Genomic DNA, 21,647 nt, shown 5'->3' with positions numbered 1-21,647 from the left:
GAAATTTGGAAGTTATCAGTACGACGTCAATAAAAACGATGGAAGGAAAGTAGCGCTGTAATACATTTCCGGAGTGCATGATGAACAACATTGCTCTAATCGTTAAGTTACGAGAACTACTGGTTATTTTTATGCATACGCGCACGCTGCCGGAGAAAGCCGCAGACGCGTTACGCTATTGCCAGGAGCATCTCCCGATAGTTGAAATTCCGATAGGCGCTTATGGCGAATACAGTGATATTTTTGAACAGCTTGTTTTTTTATCGGATGAGAAGAGTCGTCCTGCCCCGGATGATTTACTGCGTAGCGGCGGCGATTTGATATTAAGTATTTTAATGCTCTATGAGCAGGTTGCTTCCGGGATTGCCGTCGAGGAATTTATGCATAAACAAAACCGCTTTAACGGATAGCGTTATCGCATCGGAAAAGGAAACGCCAGCGGCAGGGATAGCGCGCTGGCGTTCGGCTTTTAGCGATGGTAGAAAATCTCGCCATCATAGATTTTGAGGATTTTTCCCTCGGTTTCGGTAATCAGCACGTAGCTTCCGCCCATATAGGTCCAGCGGGTCCCGGCATCCGGCGCAGGTAAATTGCGCTGCTGCCACTGCTTGATGTTGTATTCTGGCGTGAGGTACAGCGGCGGGACGGTATCGCCGATATGGAATTGTTTGAAGTCTGCGGTCACCCCATCCAGCTCATATTTCTGTATACCTTCGCCGGACGCCGCCCACGCTCCGCTTGAGCAGGCCAACAGTACGCCCAGAAGCATCATTTTTGTTTTACGCATAATTTCCCCATTATTATCCTGGACACAAAATCGCAGCCTCGTATGATTCCTGATACGTCAAGGAAATGGCAAGCGTTGGTTTGGTTAAAAGTGTAAGCAAACGGTGATGCGGCGGCGTTTTTCATCGTGGCGCGCCTGTTTTGAGAATAATCCGGGGTGGGGAGTGGGTATGTTCAGGCTGGAAGATCTGGCATTGTTTGTCCGCGCGGCGGCGTTAAGCAGCTTCAGCGATGCGGCGCGGGAGGCCGGGCTGCAGCCCGCGCAGGTCAGCGCGGCGATAAAGCGTCTGGAAACGACGCTAAATATCCGTCTATTCGCCCGTTCGACGCGGAGCTTACGCCTGACGCCGGAGGGAGAAACCTGGCTGCCCTATGCCATGCAGATGATCGATACGCTGCACGCCGGGCTGCAAAAAATCCACACGCCGGATGACGAAGTTCGCGGAACGTTACAAATCGCCGTGCCGTCCGACCTTGGGCGCAATTTGCTTCTGCGCGTGTTTCGCGCTTTTCGTCAGCGCCATCCTGCGCTGCGCCTGCGGATTCTGTTTTCCGATCATCGGACCGACGTGTTTAAAGACCCGGTGGACGTCGCGTTTCGCTACGGCGATAACGACGATGCTTCGTTTATTTCTCTGCCCGTCGCGCCGGATAACCGCCGGGTGCTGGTGGCCTCGCCCGGCTGGATAGCTGAAAACGGCGAACCGCAGACGCTGGAGGATTTGTCCCGGTACAACGCGCTGACCTACGTGCTGCGCGGCAGGGCGTTTGACCGCTGGCCGTTGAGCCTGGAGGGGAAAGTCCATCACGTGCAGGTTTCCGGCACTATCGTGAGCGATGACGCGGAGGTGATACGCCGCCTGGCGATTGCCGGGGAGGGCATTGCCTTCAAATCTGAACTCGACGTCGGCGATGATATCCGGGAAGGGCGGCTGCGGGTGCTGTTGCCGCACTATCAGGGAGACGTGGTGCCGCTGAATATGATTTGCCCGCACCGTAAGCAGCTTTCTCCCGCAGTACGGCTGCTGTACGAAGAGGTGAAAGAAGCGTGTGAAGCGTTTAATTCCTGCACGCCCTCAGCGGGCCGGTAACCCGGACAAGGCGCGCCAGCGCCTCCTCCGGGAGAACGTTCGGCGCTAACCTTAATGCTTCACCAGCGTGGCAAAGTAGTACACCAGCGGAATCGCGAGGATCCACAGCCCGATGGGGATTTCCCGCCACTTCCCGGCGATGGTTTTGATCACCACATAAAACAGCAGCCCGCCGGCAATCCCGGTGCCGAAGCTATTCGCAATCAGCGTAATCATCACCATCATCAGCACCGGCAGGCCGTCGGTGAAGTTTGCCAGATCCACTTTGCGCAGGCCGCTGAACATGTTCAGCCCAATCAGGATCAGCGCCGGCGCGGTCGCCTCTTTCGGAATCATCAGCGCCACCGGAGTAAACAGCAGCATCAGGAGGAACATCACCGCCGCCGACAGCGCGGTCAGCCCGGTTTTACCGCCGGCTTCCGCTGCCGCCGAGGATTCAATCAGCGCGGTCGCCGCCGGAATGCCCAGCCAGGGGCCAACGGCCGCGGCGATCGAGTCAACCATAAACGGGCGATTGATATGCGGCATATTACCTTCTTCATCCAGCAGGCCCGCTTCGCCGCCGACCGCCAGCGTGGTGCCCATGGTGGAAAAGAACTCTGAAGCGAAGAACACAAACAGGAACGGCAAAAAGGCGATATTCAGCGCGCCCAGCATGTCGATTTGCCCCAGCACCGGCGTCAGCGAATGCGGCATATCGATAAAGCTGCCCGGGAGTCTGGTGACGCCCATCGGAATGCCGACCAGGGTGGCAAAGAGAATCGCCCACAGAATTGAGCCGGGGATTTTTCTCGCCTGCAGGGCGATGGCCAGAAACAGCCCGCAGAGCGCCACCAGCGCACCCGGCGAGAGAAAATCGCCGAGCATCAAGGCGTTGGTTTTGGCGTTGGCCAGCACCAGCCCGGCGTTACGGAAGCCCAGCACCGCGACGAACAGCCCGATGGACGCCGTTAGCCCGAGTTTGATCGACTGCGGCACCGAACGCGTCACCACCTCACGCAGGCCGAATTTGGTCAGCAGGAAAAACAGAATTCCCGACCAGCAGGCGATACCGAGACCGATCTGCCAGCCAATGCCTTCGCTGCCCGCCAGCGTGACGCCGACCAGCACTGAGCCGCCGATGCCCGGTCCGACGATAAACGGCAGGTTGGCATAAAACGCCATCAGCAGCGTACCGCCGACGAACACCAGGATCGTGCCGGTGGTTGCCGCACCTTTATCCATCCCGCCAACCGCCAGCAGGCCGGGGATAACCACCAGCAGATAGGCGGCGGCGAGAAAGCCGGTGATGCCCGCGAGGCATTCGGTGCGCAGCGTACTGCCGCGGGAATACAAGGCAAAACGGCGCTCCAGCCAGCTTCCTTGCGCGGATGAATGAAGGGTATTGTCGGCCATGCTCAGGCTCCCTGAAGATTATTGTTGTGTTCTGTGTGTTCCGGAATTTCCCGGCAGTCTATCAGCGGCTCGACTATCTGGCGGGTGCCGCCGTCGGTCAAACCTAAATCCGTCAAATGCGGACCGGCATTACAGGCCAGGCAGGTACCTTCAATCGCCTTAAAGACGCGGTAGGGCGGCTCCCAGTCGGCAATTTTCGCGCTCAGGTCGCGAAGCTCGCGGAACTGCCGCGCCAGCTCCGTGGCGGGTAAGTCGGAGAGCATCCCGGCAATTGGCATCGCCACGTGGGCGAGGATTTTTCCCTGCTGCGACAGCGCCATGCCGCCGCCGGATTCGATCAGCCGGTTTGCCGCCAGCGCCATATCGTCAGGATCGCGGCCGAGCACCACCAGGTTGTGGGAATCGTGGGAGTAGCTGGTGGCGATGGCGCCGCGCAGTTCGCCCCAGCCCTCTAATAGCGCAATTTGTGGTTTTGCTTCGTGACGACCGTGGCGATGCTTAACCCAAATCAGGCTAAACCCGTCCGGTATTTGCACTTTGCCATCGCGGACCTGTACCTCAACGTCTCCCCACTGGGTGAAGCGCGCGCCGCGAATATGCCGCAGGCGGGCGACGCCGTGGCGAATCACGCCGACGCGGAGGATAAAATCGGCTGGGCTGAGCGGCGGCATCTGTAGGGTATCGCGCGGCGGGGTTACGCCGCTCGCCGACGGAATCGACTCAAGCAGGGCGCCCTCGCGGGCAATCAGCTTCCCGGCGACGTAAACTTCCCGCGCGGCGAGCTTTTCTAATGAATCGAAAACCACCAGATCGGCGCGGCGTCCGGCGGCAATCAGCCCCAGATCGTTACGTTGCAGCCGGATCGCCGCGTTTAAGGTGGCGAAACGTAGTACGTCTGTTGCCGGCAATCCGTGCTCAATCAGCAGGTTGAGCAGGGCGATAATGCCGCCTTTTTCCAGCAGCATATCCGGCGGCACATCGTCGGTGCAGACGGTGATTTGCGAGGAGAGATGCGGCAGCGTTTTCAGGGCGTTAACGATATCCGGCAGCAGGTAAGGGTGCGAACCGCGGATCTCGATCGTCAGCCCGGCGCGCAGCTTTTCCAGCGCATCTTCCGCCGAGGTGAGTTCGTGATCGGAGGAGACCCCGGCGGCGAGATAGGCCTGCAGATCCGCGCCGCTCAGGCCGCGCGCGTGGCCTTCAATCAGCTTGCCGCTGTCCAGGCCGGCCTGGATAATCTCCTGCATCCTCTCGCTGCCGTGCAGCACGCCATGCATGTCCATCACTTCGGCGACGCCGCAAACTTCCGGCCAGGCCAGCATAGTAGCCATTTCCGCGCCGGCGAAATCCGCGCCGGACATCTCCAGCCCCGGCGTTGACGGTACGCTGGAGGGGGCGGCGACCATCACCCGCAGCGGCAAATGGCGGCTGGCGGCGACGGCGTAGCGCACGCCCTCAACGCCCAGCACGTTGGCCAGTTCGTGCGGGTCCCAGAATACCGCCGTGGTGCCCTGAGCCAGGACAATTTCGGCATAGCGTTCAGGCGGCAGGTGAGAGCTTTCAAGATGGACGTGGGTATCCATCAGCCCAGGCGATAAAAAGCGTCCCGCCAGCGAGCGGCGTTCGTGGGCATCGGAACGGCTGCCGCGCGGGTGTACGCTGGCGATCCTATCGCCGACGATCCCGACGTCGGCCTCGCGAATTTCGCCGGTGGCCATGTCGACAATCTGCGCGTCGGTTAATAAGAGATCGAACGGGGATTCACCGCGTGCGGCCTGAACGGCGCGGCGACGGGTTTCAGCACTGCTGGACATAACAACTCCGGCACAAGGATAATGGGGATACTCTAGGGGCAGAGCAAACGTTTGCCCAGATGAATAAATTTATCGCCCGATAACCTCGGGTTATTCTGCATGCTCACCGTTGACGAAAACATGATGACCGAACCCTGGCAGCGTCTGCCCGCGCTCTCTCTCAAGCAGATTCAGTACTTTGTGACCCTGGCCCAGCTGCGTCACTTCACCGACACCGCTAACCGGTTGGCTATCAGTCAGCCGGCGCTAAGCAGCGCGTTGCGGCAAATCGAGACGGTGCTGGGCGGCAAGCTGGTCAACCGTACCGCCTCGGCGGTCACCTTAACCGATCTGGGGGCGGCGATTTTGCCCCACGCCCGGCGGGTGTTGAGCGTGGCGCAGCTGGCGTTTCAGGATATGCAGCAGATAGTCGAGGCCGGCGGCGACGGTACGGTGCGTATCGGGCTGGTGCCCTCGGTGAGCTCGCTGCTGTTTCCGCTGCTGCCGCAAACGCTGGCCCAGGCGTTTCCGCGCCTGAGGGTGGAGTTCCACGATCAGACCAACGACGCCCTGTTTTGCGAACTGCAGTCGGGAAAGATAGATTTTGCCATTGGCGCAATAGATCGTTCGTTACCGCCAGAGCTGCAGGTTTATCCTCTGCGCGAAGATCCGTTTGTCGCGGTGCTGCACTGCGACGATCCACTGGCCGGGCAGCCGCATCTGCCGTGGAAGCTGCTGGCAGGGCGCGATATCGCGGTATTCTCAAAGGGCAATATTCAGCGGCTGGTCGGCGCGCTGGCGGAGAGCCATCGTCTTACGTTGAATACGCGTTATCAGGTTGACTATATTGAAACGCTTTACGGCCTGGTTCGCTCCCGGCTGGCGGTGGCGATTCTGCCTGAGCTTTATACCACTCACCTTCAGGATCCGGCGTTAAAGGTGGCGCAGCTTCAGCAGCCCGCGCTGACGCGAACCGTGGCGCTGATGCGCGGACCGCAGCCTCTACCACCGCTGATTGAGGAATGTTTCGCATTATTACTGAGTTCGCTGCGCTGACCGGCGCGGGGAGGGGAGCCCGACGAACGCAGCGCGCCGCCTCCGGGAAAGGCGGTCAGGGAAGATGCTTAATCAACACGTCGACGGTAAGATGATTAATATACTCCAGGGAGTGTGACGCGAGAACGCCCAGCAGCCGATTATGGTGTCCGGCAATAATCAAATCAATTCCCCGCTTATGCACGCACTCTTCGACATCGGCAAAACGACGCGTGGTTACCAGCGATAGCGTCTGCACCGGTAGGGCGACCGTGGTGGCCAGCTCAGTGAGCAGCGCTTTGGCCTGAATGACCTCCTGCGAAACATCGTCATTCATCAGGCTATCTGAGACGTAATTTAGCGCCCGATAGTCAGTACTGATATGGGCGATAGTAATGCGCATCGCGTTTTCTTCCGCCATTTTCGCGGCGTGCGCCAGCAGCGGAACGCCGTCAAGGCTGCTGTTGATGAGTACCAGGGCGTGTTGATATACGGGCATGACAACACCTTTAACGAGACAATACCTTGATTAATTTTGAGCCTACAGTATGGGGAAAGCAAATCAAACAATGCGTTGTACCGTCAGGGAGTTACCGTGTGATTTTTGATGCCTGCGCCGGCTTGCGTTGTTCCGCGACTTACCGTAACCTGCCCGCTGAGAACGTTTTTATCTCTCAATGACTCGGGGTGCCCTTCCTTGTGAAGGCTGAGAAAAACCCGTACCACCTGATCTGGATAATGCCAGCGTAGGGAAGTCAGAGACCGCAGGGTCGTCGCTTCTTCATCGCCTGGCGGGAGCAAACGATGTCTGACCTGCTGAACCCCGCGCATATTGCCCATCTGCGGCACCTTTTTCACCACCATTCCCCTCTTGTGCACTGCATGACGAACGACGTGGTGCAGACCTTTACCGCCAACGTCCTGCTGGCGATTGGCGCATCCCCGGCGATGGTTATCGACCCGGACGAAGCCAGCCAGTTTGCCGCTATTGCCGATGCTCTGCTGATAAATGTCGGTACGCTGACCGTCGAACGCGCGGCGGCGATGCGTGCGGCGGCGCGCAGCGCGCAGCAGGCGGGCAAGCCCTGGGCACTGGACCCGGTGGCGGTCGGCGCGCTGACCTTACGGACAGAATTTTGCCGGGAGCTGCTGGCGCTGCAGCCTGCCGCCGTTCGCGGTAATGCCTCGGAAATTATGGCCCTGGCCGGAATGAGCGGCGGCGGGCGCGGCGTCGATACCACCGATACCGCCGCCGCCGCGCTGCCCGCGGCCCAGGCGCTGGCCCGCCAACTGAATACCGTGGTCGCGGTCACCGGTGAGGTCGATTACATCACCGATGGCCAGCGTACGCGCGCGGTCACCGGCGGCGATCCGCTGATGACCCGGGTAGTCGGCACCGGCTGCGCGCTATCGGCGGTGGTTGCCGCCTCTGCGGCGATGCCCGGCGATCGGCTGGAAAACGTGGCCGCAGCCTGCGGTCTGATGAAGCGCGCGGGGGGAAAAGCGGCGCGACAGGGCGGCCCCGGCAGCTTTACTCCTGCCTTCCTCGATGCACTCTATGCGGGAGGTGATCTGTGAAACGAATTAATGCGTTAACCATCGCCGGCACCGACCCGAGCGGCGGCGCGGGGATCCAGGCGGATCTCAAAACCTTCTCAGCGCTGGGCGCTTACGGCTGCTCGGTCATCACCGCGCTGGTGGCGCAAAACACCCGTGGCGTCCAGTCGGTGTACCGTATCGAGCCTGATTTTGTCGCCGCGCAGCTCGATTCGGTTTTCAGCGATGTGCGCATCGATACCACCAAAATCGGGATGCTGGCGGAAACCGATATCGTCGAGGCGGTGGCGGAACGGCTGGCGCGCTACCGGATAACCAACGTGGTGCTGGATACCGTCATGCTGGCAAAAAGCGGCGATCCGCTGCTCTCAGCCTCGGCGGTGGAGACGCTACGTCAGCGCCTGCTGCCGCAAGTCTCGCTGATCACCCCGAATCTGCCGGAAGCGGCGGCGCTGCTGGATGCGCCGCATGCCAGAACGGAAAAAGAGATGCTGGAGCAGGGCAGAGCGCTGCTGGGAATGGGCTGCGGAGCGGTATTAATGAAAGGCGGCCATCTCGATGATGCGGAAAGCCCGGACTGGCTCTTTACCCGCGACGGGGAGCAGCGCTTTACCGCGCCGAGAGTCCAGACCAAAAACACCCACGGTACTGGCTGTACTCTGTCGGCGGCGCTGGCGGCCCTGCGTCCGCGTTACGAGGATTGGGGGCGAACCGTGGCGGAAGCCAAGGGCTGGCTCTCGGCGGCGCTGGCGCAGGCGGATTCGCTGGAAGTGGGGCACGGCATCGGCCCGGTACACCATTTTCACGTATGGTGGTAGTCTTCATGCCTGGCGAAAAGTATACTGTTTCCTGACTTTCGCCAGGAAAAAACACGATGGAACAAGCGCATACCCTGTTGATCGCACAACTGAACGAGCGTATTGCAGCGCCGGATAACACGCCGCTGTACCTGAAGTTTGCTGAAACGGTTAAAAATGCTGTTCGCAGTGGTGCGCTGGAGCACGGTAATATTCTCCCCGGCGAGCGCGACCTGAGCCAGTTGACGGGGGTGTCGCGCATTACCGTTCGCAAAGCGATGCGGACGCTGGAAGACGAAGGGGTGGTGACCCGAGCTCGCGGCTACGGTACGCAAATCAATAATATCTTTGAGTATTCATTGAAAGAGGCGCGCGGTTTTTCGCAGCAGGTGGTGCTCAGAGGAAAAAAACCTGACACTCTGTGGGTCAACAAACGGATAGTGAGCTGCCCGGATGAGGTGGCGACACAATTGGCGATTGCCCCGCAAAGTGATGTATTTTTGCTCAAGCGAATTCGCTATGTGGATGATGAGGCCGTGTCCATAGAAGAGTCCTGGGTTCCTGCCCAACTGATTCATGATGTTGATGCTATCGGCGTGTCGCTGTATGACTATTTTCGCAGTCAGCATATCTTCCCGCAGCGTACGCGCTCGCGTGTCAGTGCACGTATGCCGGATGCCGAATTTCAGTCGCACATTCATATGGATGAAAAAATACCGGTGCTGGTTATCAATCAGGTTGCACTCGATCAACAACAGCGGCCGATTGAATACAGCATCAACCGCTGTCGTAGCGATCTATACGTTTTTGTGTGCGAGGAGTAATGCTTCGCGCGTTGGGCTACAATCACCGCCGCGATGTCCTACCACCCAGGACGCAACCGCATTACCAAGCAGTACCGACTCGCCCAGCGTCCATCCAGAGGCGAGTCCGGCTAGCGTCCCTCCGGCGTGGCTGTCACCTGCACCGATTGTATCGACTACCGCCACAGGGAACGGTGCTGCCAGTCCCTGTTCTTCCGCGCTGAAGTACCATGCACCCTCTTCGTCATGACGAACAATCAACGGCATTGCGAATTTCTTTAGCCAGGCCTGACCAACCGCTTCGGTTGCCACGGGTAATCTAAAGCGCTCTGCGGCGATCTCCGCCTCCTGACGATTCAGCGAAACAATGGGCTTACAGGCCATGATTCGCTGCATTAACGTCTCGGGGATATCAGCGATACGCGGGCCGAAATCGATATACGGCGTAATATCGCGCAGAGATTCCAGCCAGTGCACCAGCACTTCCCCGCAGGGTGATGCCAGTTGATAACCAGAAAGTGACACCAGGCTTTGCGGCGGAACAGTTAGTTGCGCCAGCCAGGCGGGATTCCACTGGTTTTCAACACCGCTAAACGACATAAACGTGCGTTCGCCGTCCGGCTCAACCAGCGCAAGACACCAGCCGTTGTCACCCGTGACGCCGTCGATGCGGCTGGAAAGCCCTTCCCGGGCCATGTTATTACGGATGATATCAGCCCATACGCCTTGTCCAACGGGTAGGGCGTTATCGGCTTCCATTCCCAGACGTTTCAGGGCAACCGCAATATTCAGGGCACAGCCGCCAATATTGACGCTTTGCTGTTGCAGTTCAATATCACAGCCTCGCCAGGGGAGGGCGTAAGCGTCAGCAATCACATCGATGACCGCCGCGCCGACGATGGTGATGGGACGCTTGTTGCCTAAGGTGGGTAATCGTTGCATCAGATTCATGATGCCTCCCGTTGCTCTCGGTAGTGTGCAAGCGCCGTGGCGTAGCGGGTAAAGTCAAGTTGGTTCACTTCATCAAGCTGTTGCTTCAGGGTGGCGTCGATAGAAGAAATCCCCCTCAGTGCACCGCAAATTGCAGTTGCCATTGCGCCGATGGTGTCGGTATCGCCACCGAGATTTGCGCACAGAATGGCGCAGCGGTTAGGGTCGCCTCCAGCCAGCTCAACCATCGCAATTGCGCAGGGAACGGATTCAAGGGTACTGGTGCCTGCGCCAACGCGCTGATAGAGTCCCTCACAGGCTGATTCAATACCATCTGCCTGACGTACCACGCACAAAGCCAACTCCAGCCTGGCAGCCAGCGAGGCACTAAAAGTGGTGATCCGCTTTTCCTGCGCCTGGCGTGCCACAGCAGGCAGCGAGTCGACAATCGCCTGCCAGCTATCTCCTTCGATAGCCCGAGAGATTGCCCACGCCACCACGACGGCACCCGCAATCGCGAGGTCGGATTTATGCGTGGGGCTGGAAGCCAGCGCCACCTCATCAATAAAGCTGTCTAGCTGTGTTGGTGCGAGCAGGCAGCCTAGCGGTGAGACGCGCATCGCCGCCCCATTCGTGACGCCGTTGTTCTCCAGTTCATCGATCGGTACTGCGTCGCGAATGGCATTGAGCGCAATTTTAGAAGTCGGACCCAGCACGTTTTTATTGAACGCATCGAACCCTTCAGCCCAGGCAAGGATATTGCGCCCGATAACTTCTGGTGAGATTTTGCCATGGCATTCAATGATGGCATCCGCGAGGCAGAGCGCCATCGATGTATCATCCGTAAATTCGGCACGATTAAAGTAACAGGCTGCATTGTTTTCAGCCGGTCCGGGTAGAAAGCGATCAATCCACCCAAAGTGAGCTTTAACGCGTGAGCGAGGCCAGAGTTCAGACGGCATGCCCATCGCATCGCCTAATGCCTGCCCGTAGAGCGCGCCGAGAATACGTTCCGTTTTCATTTAACTTCCTCTTGTTTCAGTGCAGCATCGCAATCGTCGTTTTGCACCTTAATAGCGGTGATCTCTGTATCCGATTCGCGAAAGAAAATCATAAACAACACGGCGATAACGGCGATCATAGCGGCGCCGAAGCCCCACATTCCTGCCCAGTTGAAGGTCAACCCATTTACCGGCTCTTGATAAGCAAACATTTTCTCCATCATTACGCCGCCCAGACGATAGCCGAGTAAACTGCCAAACCCCTGGCAGCAGAGCGTGATTAGCCCTTGCGCCGCCGTACGCATGTGTACCGGTGCTTTTTTATCAACGTAGATATAGGCAGTAACGTAATAGAAATCGTAGCTTACGCCGTGAAGCAAAATTCCAAGAAACAGCAGGGCATAGGTGAAGTATTGATCTGCACCGCCGTAGACGAAAAATCCGTAACGAATCGCCGCGGTGATAAGACCAAGTAATAATACCTTTTTAATGCCAAAGCGTGTGGTGAAGAACGGTAGTGCCAGCATGAAGAAAATTTCAGAGAACTGGCCGAGCGTCATCCATCCTGTCGCGTTTTGCATTCCGACTTCCGTGAGGTAGCCGTTGGCGAAGATGTAGTAGAAAGCCAGCGGCATAGCGAACAGGAATGAGCAGAAGAAAAACACAAGGAAGTTTTTATCACGTAACAGGATGAGCGCGTCCAACCCCAGCATCACTTTTAAATCCAGCTTGCCGGTACTCTTCGGCGGCGTATCGGGCAGCATAAAGGCAAAAATACCCAGCAGCACCGAGCTGCCAGCAGTGATCAACAAAGGGATATTGGTCGGAGAAATATCGCTATAGCCCATCATTTGTGGCAGAAAGCCGCAGACCAGGCCTGAGACAATCCAGCCAATGGTGCCCATCACGCGAATGCGGGGAAAATCACGTTCGACATCCGGCACGTTGGCAAAAGCGATGCTGTTGGTCAGTGCAATGGTCGGCATATACGTGAGGGAATAGGCCAGCAACAACGGGAAGAAGCCGCTGAAGGTGGTTTGCTGCGCGGCGAAATACATTAATACCGCGCCGACAAACATCAGTACGGCCAGCACTTTCTGCGCTGAGAAAAAGCGATCGGTCAATGAACCTACGAGGATCGGCGAAAGGATCGCCGCAATGGCGGTACAGGCATAGGACCAGCCAATTTCACCAGCGGTAAATCCGCTTTTATTCAGCCATAACCATAAAGGGACAAACCACGCGCCCCAGATAAACCACTCAATGAACATCATGAATGACAGCTTTACTGTAGTTTTCATCTTTAAATCCTTCATGATAGGTAAGGTACGTAATAACAATACCATTATATAATACCTTTTAAATACCTTTGGGGTGGAACTTTGACCGATATAACATTTTCCCGGTTATGGATGATGTCAGTGGATGACATTTAAAAATCCCTCTGCAATGGAAAAATCCCACTTTCGATACCAGACTTATTGCTGCCCAAAATAATTGGGTTGGGAAAACGCATGCCGGTTTCGACCGGCACTTACGGGAGATAGCTATGACTGATATTACGCAGTTGCTTGGCAAAGATGCCGACACGCTTTTACAGCACCGCTGTATGACAATTCCAGCCGACCAGCTCTATTTACCGGGGGCGGATTATGTCGATCGGGTGATGGTGGATAACAATCGTCCGCCGGCGGTGCTGCGTAATATGCAAACCCTGTATAACACCGGCCGCCTGGCGGGAACCGGGTATCTGTCGATCCTGCCGGTCGACCAGGGCGTAGAGCATTCTGCTGGCGCCTCATTTGCCGCCAACCCGCTGTACTTTGATCCGAAAAATATCGTCGAACTGGCCATTGAGGCCGGTTGTAACTGCGTGGCCTCCACCTATGGCGTGCTGGCCTCGGTGTCGCGCCGCTATGCGCACCGTATCCCCTTCCTGGTCAAACTGAACCACAACGAAACGCTGAGCTACCCGACCGAATACGATCAGACGCTGTACGCCAGCGTTGAGCAGGCGTTCAATATGGGCGCCGTGGCGGTCGGGGCGACGATCTATTTCGGTTCCGAACAGTCTCGTCGGCAAATCGAAGAAATCTCCGCTGCGTTTGAACGCGCGCACGAACTGGGTCTGGTGACCGTACTGTGGGCCTATCTGCGTAATTCGGCGTTTAAGAAAGATGGCGTCGACTATCACGTCTCCGCTGACTTAACCGGTCAGGCCAACCACCTGGCGGCGACCATCGGCGCAGATATCGTGAAGCAGAAAATGGCGGAAAATAACGGCGGCTATAAAGCGGTGAACTTCGGCTATACCGACGATCGGGTTTACAGCAAGCTCACCAGCGATAATCCGATCGATCTGGTGCGTTACCAACTGGCGAACTGCTATATGGGCCGTGCCGGGCTGATTAACTCCGGTGGCGCGGCGGGCGGCGAAACCGATCTGTCCGACGCGGTGCGCACGGCGGTTATCAATAAGCGCGCGGGCGGCATGGGGCTGATCCTCGGACGTAAGGCGTTTAAAAAATCGATGGCCGACGGCGTGAAGCTGATCAATGCCGTGCAGGATGTCTATCTGGACGGCAAAGTCACCATTGCTTAACGGCTATATAAGCCTGTAAAGCAGCAGCGTCGTCTGTCTTTCCCGGCGGCGCTGCGCCTGGCCGCGCTACCGGTTCACCGCTGTCTGCAGGCCGGTAGCCCGGACAGGCGCGCCAAGCGCCGCCTCCGGGATCCCGCTTATTCGCGAATTAGCCGCGCCGTGTGCTGTAGCGTTTTATATGCTTCATAGCGCCGCTGATGATCGGCGCTAAATTGTTCTACGCAGCGATAGGTTTTATCCACCCGCGTAAACTGCTTCATCGCTTCCGGTAGGGAAGGGGCGACTTTACCTGCTACCGAGCCGAGGATGGCCGAACCTAACAGTACCGGCTCGCTGCTGGCGGTGCTAACTACGGTAACGCCGCAGGCATCGGCTAATAGCTGACGCACCAGCGGATGCTGTCCGGCACCGCCGCTAATGATGATATTCTCGCTGCGGATGCCGCACGCCTTCTGCGCGTCAATAATCTGCCGCAGGCCGTAACCGATCCCGCACAGCCCGGCGACGTAGAGCGCCATCAGGTTGTCCAGGTCCCGCTCCATCCCCAGCCCGGCGATAATTGCTTTCGCGTGCGGGTCGGCCAGCGGCGCCCGATTACCTAAAAATTCAGGCACCACGTGCAGCCCGGCGGCGAGTGTGACCGCAGCAGAAGAACTTTCCACTTTCGCCAGCACGCTATCGGCAAGATAAACCGGTAGCGGGACGCCGCGCGCCTTGGCCAGCGCCTTAGCCTCGGCGGCGGCGGGATGGAAGCTCAGCAACTGGTCGATGGCCGCTCCGGCCGCGCTCTGTCCGCCTTCGCTCAGCCAGAACCCTGGCACCATCGCCGAGTAATATGGTCCCCAGACGCCGGGCACGAACACCGCTTCCTGAGTGGTGGTCATGGTGCAGGAGGAGGTGCCGAAAACGTAGGCCATGTTATTGACCGCGCCGTTAAGCACGCCGACGGTGCCGATACCACCCGCGTGGGCATCGATCATACCGACCGCCACCGGAGTACCGACGGGCAGGCCCATCTCCTCTGCCGCCGTGGCGCAGAGGCCGTCGCCGCAGGGGGTTCCCGGATCGACAATACGCTGGCCGATGCGGACAAAATCTTCATCCGCCAGCTCTTCGAGGCCAATCTGGCGGAAGTACCCGGCGTCCCAGCGTTGTTCATGCGCCAGGTAGGTCCATTTACAGGTCACGGTGCACGCCGAGCGGGCTAAATCGCCGCTTGAGCGCCAGGTCAGATAATCCGCAAGATCGAAGAAGTGGCGCGCCTGCTGATAAGTGTGCGGGCGGTTCTCCTTCAGCCAGAGAATTTTCGGCGTTTCCATCTCTGGCGAGATTTTACCGCCGACGTACCGCAATACCGCGTGGCCCGTGGCGTTAATTTTTTCCGCCTGCCCGGTGGCGCGGTGATCCATCCAGACGATGATATTGCGATCCGGGTCTTCCGAAGGACCGACGGCCAGCGGCGCATCGTTTTCACCGATCACCACCAGCGAGCAGGTGGCATCGAAGCCGATACCGGCAACCGAGGACGGCGCGACGCCGGCGCTGGCCACCGCCGTTTTAATGCAGTAGCACACCGCCTGCCAGATCTCTCGGCTTGACTGTTCCACCACATTTCCGGCACTGCGAAATAGGGTAATTTCCCGGGTCGCGTGGGCGACAAGGTCTCCCCGCAGATTGAACACTCCGGCGCGAACGCTGCCCGAACCGACATCGACGCCAATAATATGTTGCGTATCGCTTTGCATAAAATCCTCTCACACAGGCTGGTTGAACGGTCAGAGATCCACGCTGTTCGGCAGGATCACGATGTCGCGTACGGTGACGTTTTTCGACCGCGTCACCATAAACAGCACTGACTCGGCCACTTCAATCGGCTGCATCAGGCTGCCGTTGGCCAGCGCTTCGTCCATTTTGGCTTTCGGCCAGTCGTCCAGCAGGGCGGTGACTACCGGGCCCGGCAGCACGGCGCCGACGCGCACGCCGTACTGGGAAACCTGGCGGCGGGTGGTATGCACAAACGCCTGAACGGCAAATTTCGACGCGGTATAGATAGGCTCCCAGATCACCGGTACCACGCCCGCGATAGAGCTGGTGAAGATAATGTCCCCGGACTTTTGCGCGATAAGATGCGGCAGGACGCTGCGCACGCAGCGGAAGGCGGCGTTGGTATTGAGGTGCAGCACGCGATCCCAGACGTCCGGGTCGCCCTCGGCCACCGGCCCGCCGATATAGGCTCCGGCGTTGGCGTGGAAAATATCAAGACGCCCGGTGAGCTGCAAAATTCCCTGCAGAAGGTTATCAACCTGATCCGCCTGCATCAGGTCAACCTGCAGGGCGAAGGCGTTTTCGCCGAGTTCGGCGACAAGTTTGTTGAGCTTTTCCCCTTCGCGGTCGATAAGCACCACTTTTGCGCCAGCCCCGAGCAGGGTTTTCGCGCATTCGAGGCCGATACCGGACGCCGCGCCGGTGATAGCGGCAACTTTACCGCTGAGGGAAGTATTCATAGAGGAGACAGAGTGGTTCATTTTATAATCCTTTACAGAGTTTGGTTGGCACTATCGAGCGCGAGGGCATCGCGTTCGACGTTAAAGACAAAAACTTGTTAAGGTATTGAATATGAGCGTCATTTCTTGAGTTTTTCTGGAATATTAATGCTGAATGCGTTAATACTTCGGAAAGTCGAATGGAAGCTCAATCGATGAAGCTCATGTTGCGCTAGCTTCATCGATTGAGCAAGTGGGGAAATTAACAGCGAAATGATTTTGTGACGCAAGTTGGGAAAATGAAGAAAATCACGATTTACGACCTGGCGGAACTTTCCGGCGTTTCGGCGAGCGCGGTGAGCGCTATCCTCAACGGCAACTGGAAAAAGCGCCGTATCAGCGCAAAGCTTGCCGAAAAGGTGACGCGGATTGCCGAGGAGCAGGGATATGCCATTAACCGCCAGGCCAGCATGCTGCGCAGTAAAAAATCGCACGTCATTGGCATGATTGTCCCCAAATACGATAACCGCTATTTCGGTTCGGTCGCCGAGCGCTTTGAGGAGATGGCCCGCGAGCGCGGCCTGCTGCCGATCATCACCTGTACGCGTCGTAGCCCGGAGCTGGAAATTGAAGCGGTAAAAGCGATGCTCTCCTGGCAGGTTGACTGGGTGGTGGCGACCGGGGCAACCAATCCGGACAAAATTACCGCCCTGTGCCAGCAGGCAGGCGTGCCCACGGTCAATCTCGACCTGCCGGGGTCTGTCGCCCCGTCGGTAATATCGGATAACTACGGCGGCGCGAAGGCGCTGACCCAAAAAATCCTCGCCAATAGCGCTCGCCGCCGGGGGGCGCTTGCGCCGCTGACCTTTATTGGTGGACGCAGCGGCGACCATAATACCAGCGAGCGTTTACGCGGCTTTCACGATGCGCATCGGGAGCTGGGGTTGAGCGTGCCGCAGGAGAACATCCTGGCGCCCGGTTATTCGAAAGGTAAAGTCGAGGCCTGCCTGCAAGAGCGGTTTGGCGCAGCGGAGACCCACTTGCCGGGGATATTTGTCAACTCGACGATATCGCTGGAAGGGGTGGTGCGCTGGCTATCGCAGGCGGGGCTGACCGGTAGCGAACAGCCGCCGATGGGCTGCTTTGACTGGGACCCGTTTGTCTATCTGCTAGGGCACGATATCGACATGGTGCAGCAGGACGTACCGGCGATGCTGGAAGCGGTGTTTCAGATTATCGATTCCGGCGATGCCAGCCAGCAGCGGATTGAAATTCCGCCGCTGTTGATGAGCAGCCGCTAAGCCGCTTTCTGGCGGTTGACGTTAGCGCGTCAGCAGCCAGCGGGCGGTATGTTCATCGGTCACCAGGCCATTGATCCAGCCGCCTTTAAGCGCCGCCAGAATCGCCGGACGTTTGTACTCGCCGCACGCCACCGCGATGCGCGGGCACTGGTTCTGGCGAATGTCATAGCTGGTAATCATTCTGTTGATTTCGCTGTCAACCACGCCGCCTTCGGCATCAATAAAGCGCCCCATAATCTCGCCGATGCCGCCGCGGGCGGTCAGCTCATCCATCTGCGCCTGATTGATAAAGCCGTCTTTGAAGATGGGGCTTTGGGTACCTAATGGCCCAATGCCGACAAAAATAACGTCCGCCTGGCGGGCGACGGCGGAAACGCTGCGGAACAGCCGGCTGGTGCACCACATGTCGTACTCCTCCTGAGTTTGCGCGTAGCGCGGCGCGGGCCACTGATAGTATTTGGCCTTAATTTTGCTGGTCAGCAGCAGCGGGACGTCATCGTAATAGTTGCACTGTCCGTCGGCGTCCATGGCGCTGATTAGCGCCACGCAGCGGGTATTCTGGCTATCGAAATCGATGCGCTGCAGCGCTTTTTTTAGGGTCAGGCCGGAACCCAGACCGATGATTTTCTCTTTATCATCCTGCAGATAGCGGGCCATCAGCTGATAGCAGCCGAACGACACGCTATCGAGGGTGCTTTCTTCGTTAAAGGCGGGCACGACATTGCACTCGATGAGCCGGTACTTCTCCTGCAGCAATTGTGCGTAATCGAGGCAGTTAGCCACCGGATGGTGCAGGCTAATCGACACGATCCCTTCTTCTTTCGCGGCGGCGATCAGCCGCTGCACCACCGGCCTCGAGGTGCCAAGCTGGCTGGCGATCTCGCTCTGATTCTGCCCGGCGATGTAGTACATCCATGCGGCGCGGACCTTCTGATCCAGCCGGATATCGTCTTCTTTGCTCATGGTTTCCCGCCCTAAGTTGCTGGCCGCGGCGATAATTTCACCCGGCGAATACCCGCATTCTGGCCGTGGTCAGGATAACTGGCAAGCTTTTGCTCTTTTTTGGTCATTTGTAATTTGTTTGGGTAATTGTTCTTTTGTGATCCATGGCTCTTATTTTGGTCAAATGATCAATTACAGTGAGCCCATCAACTCAAGGAGATCAGAACATGAACAATAAATTCACATGGCTTCACATTGGTCTGGGTTCTTTTCATCGCGCTCACCAGGCGTGGTATCTGCATCGTTTGATCGCTTCCGGAGATAAGCGCTGGCATATCGCGGCGGGGAATATTCGCAACGACGCCGAGCAGGTGGTCCAGGCGCTGGCGGCGCAGGGTGGACGCTACGTGCTGGAAACCGTCAGCCCGGAAGGGGAGCGCGAATATGAAGAAATCACCTCCATTCAAAAATTGCTGCCGTGGCAGGCCGGGCTGCAGCCGCTGATTAACGAAGGGGCAAACCCGCAGACCAAAGTTATCGCCTTTACCGTGACGGAAGGGGGCTACTACCTGAATACCCGCCATCAGCTGGAAACCAGCAACCCCGATTTGCAGGCGGATCTGGCAGGGGAGTGCAAAACCATTTACGGCACCCTTGCGCGGATTCTGGAAAAGCGCATGGCCGACAACGCCGGGCCGCTGACCCTGCTGAACTGCGATAACGTGCGCCATAACGGCGAACGCTTTCACGACGGCATGGTTGAGTTCCTGCAGCTAACCGGCAAGCAGGCGGTGATTGACTGGATGGCCGTCAACACCACCTGTCCGAATACCATGGTCGACCGCATTACACCGCGTCCGGCGGCTGACCTGCCCGCGCGCATCAAAGCGCAAACCGGTATTGACGATAAAGCGCCGGTGATGGGCGAGACCTTTATCCAGTGGGTAGTGGAAAACAACTTCCGCGATGAACGCCCGAACCTGGAAGCGGTCGGCGTGGAGATGGTTGCATCGGTGATCCCTTATGAAGAGGCGAAAATCCGCATACTGAACGCTTCGCATAGCTGCATCGCGTGGGCGGGGACGTTAATCGGCCAGCAGTATATTCATGAAAGTACGCTGACCGACTTCATCTACGCCATTGCCGACCGCTACGTCACCGAGGATGTGATTCCGTGCCTCGGCGATAACGGCATTGACCTGCCGACCTATCGTGACGTGGTGCTCAAGCGCTTTACCAACCCGTATATCCAGGACACCAACCAGCGCGTCGCCGCCGATGGCTTCTCGAAAATTCCGGCGATGATCGCGCCAACCCTGCAGGAGTGCTACCAGCGCGGCGTCCGCCCGGAAGCGACCGCCATGCTGCCCGCGCTGTTCTTCGTCTTTATGGAACAGTGGCATAAAGGAACCCTGCCGTATCAGTACCAGGACGGCATCCTCGACGCTCAGGCGGTACATGAAATGTTTGAAGCTCAGGATCCGGTGGCCCTGTACGCCCGTAATACAGCGCTGTTTGGCACGCTTGCCGACAATGTCGATTTCCTGGCGCTGATGCGCGAGAAGATCGCCGCAGTTTATACGCTGATTAACTAAGAGGTGGCTATGTATCTGGGTATCGATCTCGGCACATCGGAAGTCAAAGCGCTGGTCATTGATGAGAACAATGAGGTTATCGCCAGCCATAGCGCGCCGCTGAGTATTCAGCGTCCCCATCCGCACTGGTCAGAACAATCGCCGCAGTCATGGTGGGAGGCGACGGAGTATTTGATGGCCACGCTGCGGGAAAAATGCGCCCAGCACTGGCCGGCCATTAAAGCCATCGGCCTTTCCGGGCAGATGCACGGCGCGGTCCTGCTGGATGACGAGGGGGAGGTGATTCGCCCGGCCATTCTGTGGAACGACACCCGCTGCGCCGCAGAGTGCGCGGAGCTGGAAGAGATGGCGCCGGAGCTGCATCAGGTGGCGGGAAACCTGGCGATGCCGGGCTTTACTGCACCGAAGCTGCTGTGGGTTCGCCGCCACGAGCCGCACTACTTTCAGCGCACCGCCACGGTGCTACTGCCGAAGGATTATCTGCGCTATCGGATGACCGGTAAGAAAGTCTCCGATATGTCGGACGCCGCCGGGACGCTGTGGCTGGACGTGGCGAAGCGCGACTGGTCCGACTCTCTGTTGGATAAGTGCGGCCTGGCGCGCAGCCAGATGCCGACACTGGTCGAAGGCTGCGAGGTGTCCGCCACGCTTGACCCGCAGGTGGCCGAGCGCTGGGGGCTGAACCCCTCGGTAGCGGTTGCCGGCGGCGGCGGCGATAACGCGGTCAGCGCCATCGGCGTCGGCGCGGTCTCGCCGGGAGACGCGTTTATTTCGCTCGGCACCTCCGGGGTGCTGTTTGTGGTGACCGACGCCTATCGTCCAGCGCCGCAGTCGGCGGTACACGCCTTTTGTCACGTTCTGCCGAATCTGTGGCATCAGATGAGCGTCATGCTCAGCGCCGCCAGCTGTTTGCAGTGGTTCTGCCGCCTGACCGGCACTACGGAGGTAGCGCTGCTGGAGGAGATTGCCCAACTTAGCGAGGAGGAGAAGGCCCATGCGCCGTTCTTCTTACCCTATCTCTCCGGCGAACGTACCCCGCACAACGATCCTGACGCGCGCGGCATGTTCTGGGGCATGACCCACTCCAGCCTGCGCGCCCAGCTCGGCTACGCGGTGCTGGAAGGGGTGAGCTTTGGCATCAATGACGGCCTGCGGGTGCTGAAAGAGAGCGGGACGCGGATCGAACAATGTTCGCTGGTTGGCGGCGGCGCCCGCAGCCCGTTCTGGGCGCAGCTGTTGGCCGATATTCTCGATATGCCGGTGGTGACCCACAAAGGCGGAGAGACCGGCGGGGCGCTGGGCGCGGCGCGGCTGGCCTGCCTGGCGGCGGGCAAACCGCTTGCCGCGGTGTGTGAAAAACCGGAGGTCTGGCAGACCTGGCGCGCTGACCCGGCACGCCATCAGACCCTGATGCAGCGCTACGCACAGTTTAACTCCTTGTATTTAAACGATCTGAACTACCGGAAGCACTAATTTTTATCACGATAACCGTTCCGGTGAACTTACCGGAACGGCCTCCTGTACCCTAAAACGAGG

General features: G+C 58.3%; 20 protein-coding genes and 1 riboswitch. Of the genes, 10 read left to right on the top strand and 10 right to left on the bottom strand.

What is annotated here, in order from left to right:
• Positions 1-80 precede the first annotated feature (80 nt).
• A complete protein-coding gene (locus KCG39_RS09810) occupies positions 81-410 on the top strand; it encodes a hypothetical protein (RefSeq protein WP_004122766.1) in 330 nt (109 codons plus the stop codon).
• Positions 411-469: 59 nt separating this feature from the next.
• Here KCG39_RS09810 and KCG39_RS09805 read toward each other — a convergent pair whose 3' ends face one another.
• Entirely contained in the window at positions 470-787 is a 318-nt protein-coding gene (locus KCG39_RS09805; RefSeq protein ID WP_024359184.1) for an RcnB family protein, read from the bottom strand.
• Positions 788-956: 169 nt separating this feature from the next.
• Here KCG39_RS09805 and KCG39_RS09800 point away from each other — a divergent pair, with 169 nt between their 5' ends.
• Positions 957-1,877 (top strand): LysR family transcriptional regulator, encoded by a 921-nt coding sequence (locus KCG39_RS09800; protein WP_004122762.1) that lies wholly within the window; start codon positions 957-959, stop codon positions 1,875-1,877.
• A 51-nt stretch (positions 1,878-1,928) separates the two neighbouring features.
• Here KCG39_RS09800 and KCG39_RS09795 read toward each other — a convergent pair whose 3' ends face one another.
• Positions 1,929-3,272 (bottom strand): NCS2 family permease, encoded by a 1,344-nt coding sequence (locus tag KCG39_RS09795; protein WP_112165660.1) that lies wholly within the window; start codon positions 3,270-3,272, stop codon positions 1,929-1,931.
• A gap of 2 nt (positions 3,273-3,274) precedes the next feature.
• The gene (locus tag KCG39_RS09790; protein WP_142467881.1) at positions 3,275-5,086 is read right to left on the bottom strand and encodes an adenine deaminase; all 1,812 of its coding nucleotides are present in this window, start codon (positions 5,084-5,086) and stop codon (positions 3,275-3,277) included.
• 120 nt (positions 5,087-5,206) lie between these two features.
• Here KCG39_RS09790 and KCG39_RS09785 point away from each other — a divergent pair, with 120 nt between their 5' ends.
• Positions 5,207-6,121: a LysR family transcriptional regulator gene (locus tag KCG39_RS09785; RefSeq protein ID WP_176690180.1), complete on the top strand. Its 915-nt coding sequence runs from the start codon at positions 5,207-5,209 to the stop codon at positions 6,119-6,121.
• A 55-nt stretch (positions 6,122-6,176) separates the two neighbouring features.
• On the opposite strand, the gene KCG39_RS09780 is transcribed toward KCG39_RS09785, so the two are convergent.
• Entirely contained in the window at positions 6,177-6,599 is a 423-nt protein-coding gene (locus tag KCG39_RS09780; protein ID WP_142467880.1) for a universal stress protein, read from the bottom strand.
• Between the two features lie 174 nt (positions 6,600-6,773).
• Positions 6,774-6,870: riboswitch (TPP riboswitch) on the top strand.
• A gap of 34 nt (positions 6,871-6,904) precedes the next feature.
• Here KCG39_RS09780 and thiM point away from each other — a divergent pair.
• From thiM to KCG39_RS09765, 3 genes are read left to right on the top strand one after another with little or no spacing between them, the layout of a single operon-like run.
• On the top strand, positions 6,905-7,678 hold the full coding sequence (gene thiM / locus KCG39_RS09775) for a hydroxyethylthiazole kinase (RefSeq protein WP_112165680.1): 774 nt from the start codon (positions 6,905-6,907) through the stop codon (positions 7,676-7,678).
• A complete protein-coding gene (gene thiD / locus KCG39_RS09770) occupies positions 7,675-8,475 on the top strand; it encodes a bifunctional hydroxymethylpyrimidine kinase/phosphomethylpyrimidine kinase (RefSeq protein WP_004122696.1) in 801 nt (266 codons plus the stop codon). Before thiM ends, thiD begins: the two co-directional genes overlap by 4 nt.
• A 56-nt stretch (positions 8,476-8,531) precedes the next feature.
• The gene (locus KCG39_RS09765; protein WP_004122693.1) at positions 8,532-9,278 is read left to right on the top strand and encodes a GntR family transcriptional regulator; all 747 of its coding nucleotides are present in this window, start codon (positions 8,532-8,534) and stop codon (positions 9,276-9,278) included.
• Here KCG39_RS09765 and KCG39_RS09760 read toward each other — a convergent pair.
• From KCG39_RS09760 to KCG39_RS09750, 3 genes are read right to left on the bottom strand one after another with little or no spacing between them, the layout of a single operon-like run.
• The gene (locus KCG39_RS09760; protein WP_004122691.1) at positions 9,252-10,208 is read right to left on the bottom strand and encodes a PfkB family carbohydrate kinase; all 957 of its coding nucleotides are present in this window, start codon (positions 10,206-10,208) and stop codon (positions 9,252-9,254) included. The two genes, KCG39_RS09765 and KCG39_RS09760, sit on opposite strands and share 27 nt — an antisense overlap.
• Entirely contained in the window at positions 10,205-11,209 is a 1,005-nt protein-coding gene (locus KCG39_RS09755; protein ID WP_123829096.1) for an ADP-ribosylglycohydrolase family protein, read from the bottom strand. Before KCG39_RS09755 ends, KCG39_RS09760 begins: the two co-directional genes overlap by 4 nt.
• On the bottom strand, positions 11,206-12,489 hold the full coding sequence (locus KCG39_RS09750) for a nucleoside permease (RefSeq protein ID WP_032741899.1): 1,284 nt from the start codon (positions 12,487-12,489) through the stop codon (positions 11,206-11,208). Before KCG39_RS09750 ends, KCG39_RS09755 begins: the two co-directional genes overlap by 4 nt.
• 248 nt (positions 12,490-12,737) lie before the next feature.
• Here KCG39_RS09750 and fbaB point away from each other — a divergent pair, with 248 nt between their 5' ends.
• On the top strand, positions 12,738-13,790 hold the full coding sequence (gene fbaB, locus KCG39_RS09745; RefSeq protein WP_004103793.1) for a class I fructose-bisphosphate aldolase: 1,053 nt from the start codon (positions 12,738-12,740) through the stop codon (positions 13,788-13,790).
• A 137-nt stretch (positions 13,791-13,927) separates the two neighbouring features.
• Here the strand turns inward: fbaB and KCG39_RS09740 are convergent, their stop codons facing one another.
• Both KCG39_RS09740 and KCG39_RS09735 read right to left on the bottom strand, forming a co-directional pair.
• Entirely contained in the window at positions 13,928-15,535 is a 1,608-nt protein-coding gene (locus KCG39_RS09740) for an FGGY-family carbohydrate kinase (RefSeq protein WP_142467878.1), read from the bottom strand.
• Between the two features lie 30 nt (positions 15,536-15,565).
• Positions 15,566-16,315: an SDR family oxidoreductase gene (locus KCG39_RS09735; RefSeq protein ID WP_004122684.1), complete on the bottom strand. Its 750-nt coding sequence runs from the start codon at positions 16,313-16,315 to the stop codon at positions 15,566-15,568.
• A 257-nt stretch (positions 16,316-16,572) separates the two neighbouring features.
• On the opposite strand from KCG39_RS09735, the gene KCG39_RS09730 reads away from it, so the two are divergent.
• Positions 16,573-17,574 (top strand): LacI family DNA-binding transcriptional regulator, encoded by a 1,002-nt coding sequence (locus KCG39_RS09730; protein ID WP_087829107.1) that lies wholly within the window; start codon positions 16,573-16,575, stop codon positions 17,572-17,574.
• 21 nt (positions 17,575-17,595) lie between these two features.
• Here the strand turns inward: KCG39_RS09730 and KCG39_RS09725 are convergent, their stop codons facing one another.
• Positions 17,596-18,537, bottom strand: a complete 942-nt coding sequence (locus tag KCG39_RS09725; RefSeq protein ID WP_004122682.1) for a sugar-binding transcriptional regulator — start codon at positions 18,535-18,537, stop codon at positions 17,596-17,598.
• A 206-nt stretch (positions 18,538-18,743) separates the two neighbouring features.
• Between KCG39_RS09725 and dalD the strand changes: the two genes are divergently transcribed.
• Positions 18,744-20,111, top strand: a complete 1,368-nt coding sequence (gene dalD, locus KCG39_RS09720) for a D-arabinitol 4-dehydrogenase (RefSeq protein ID WP_004122681.1) — start codon at positions 18,744-18,746, stop codon at positions 20,109-20,111.
• A gap of 9 nt (positions 20,112-20,120) precedes the next feature.
• A complete protein-coding gene (gene xylB / locus KCG39_RS09715; RefSeq protein WP_004122679.1) occupies positions 20,121-21,584 on the top strand; it encodes a xylulokinase in 1,464 nt (487 codons plus the stop codon).
• The last annotated feature ends 63 nt before the right edge of the window (positions 21,585-21,647 follow it).

The sequence above is a fragment of the Klebsiella pasteurii genome, assembly GCF_018139045.1.
In the GTDB taxonomy this organism is placed as follows: Bacteria; Pseudomonadota; Gammaproteobacteria; order Enterobacterales; family Enterobacteriaceae; genus Klebsiella; species Klebsiella grimontii.
Note: the sequence above shows the minus strand (reverse complement) of the source record. Positions and strands in the feature narration are given on the sequence as shown.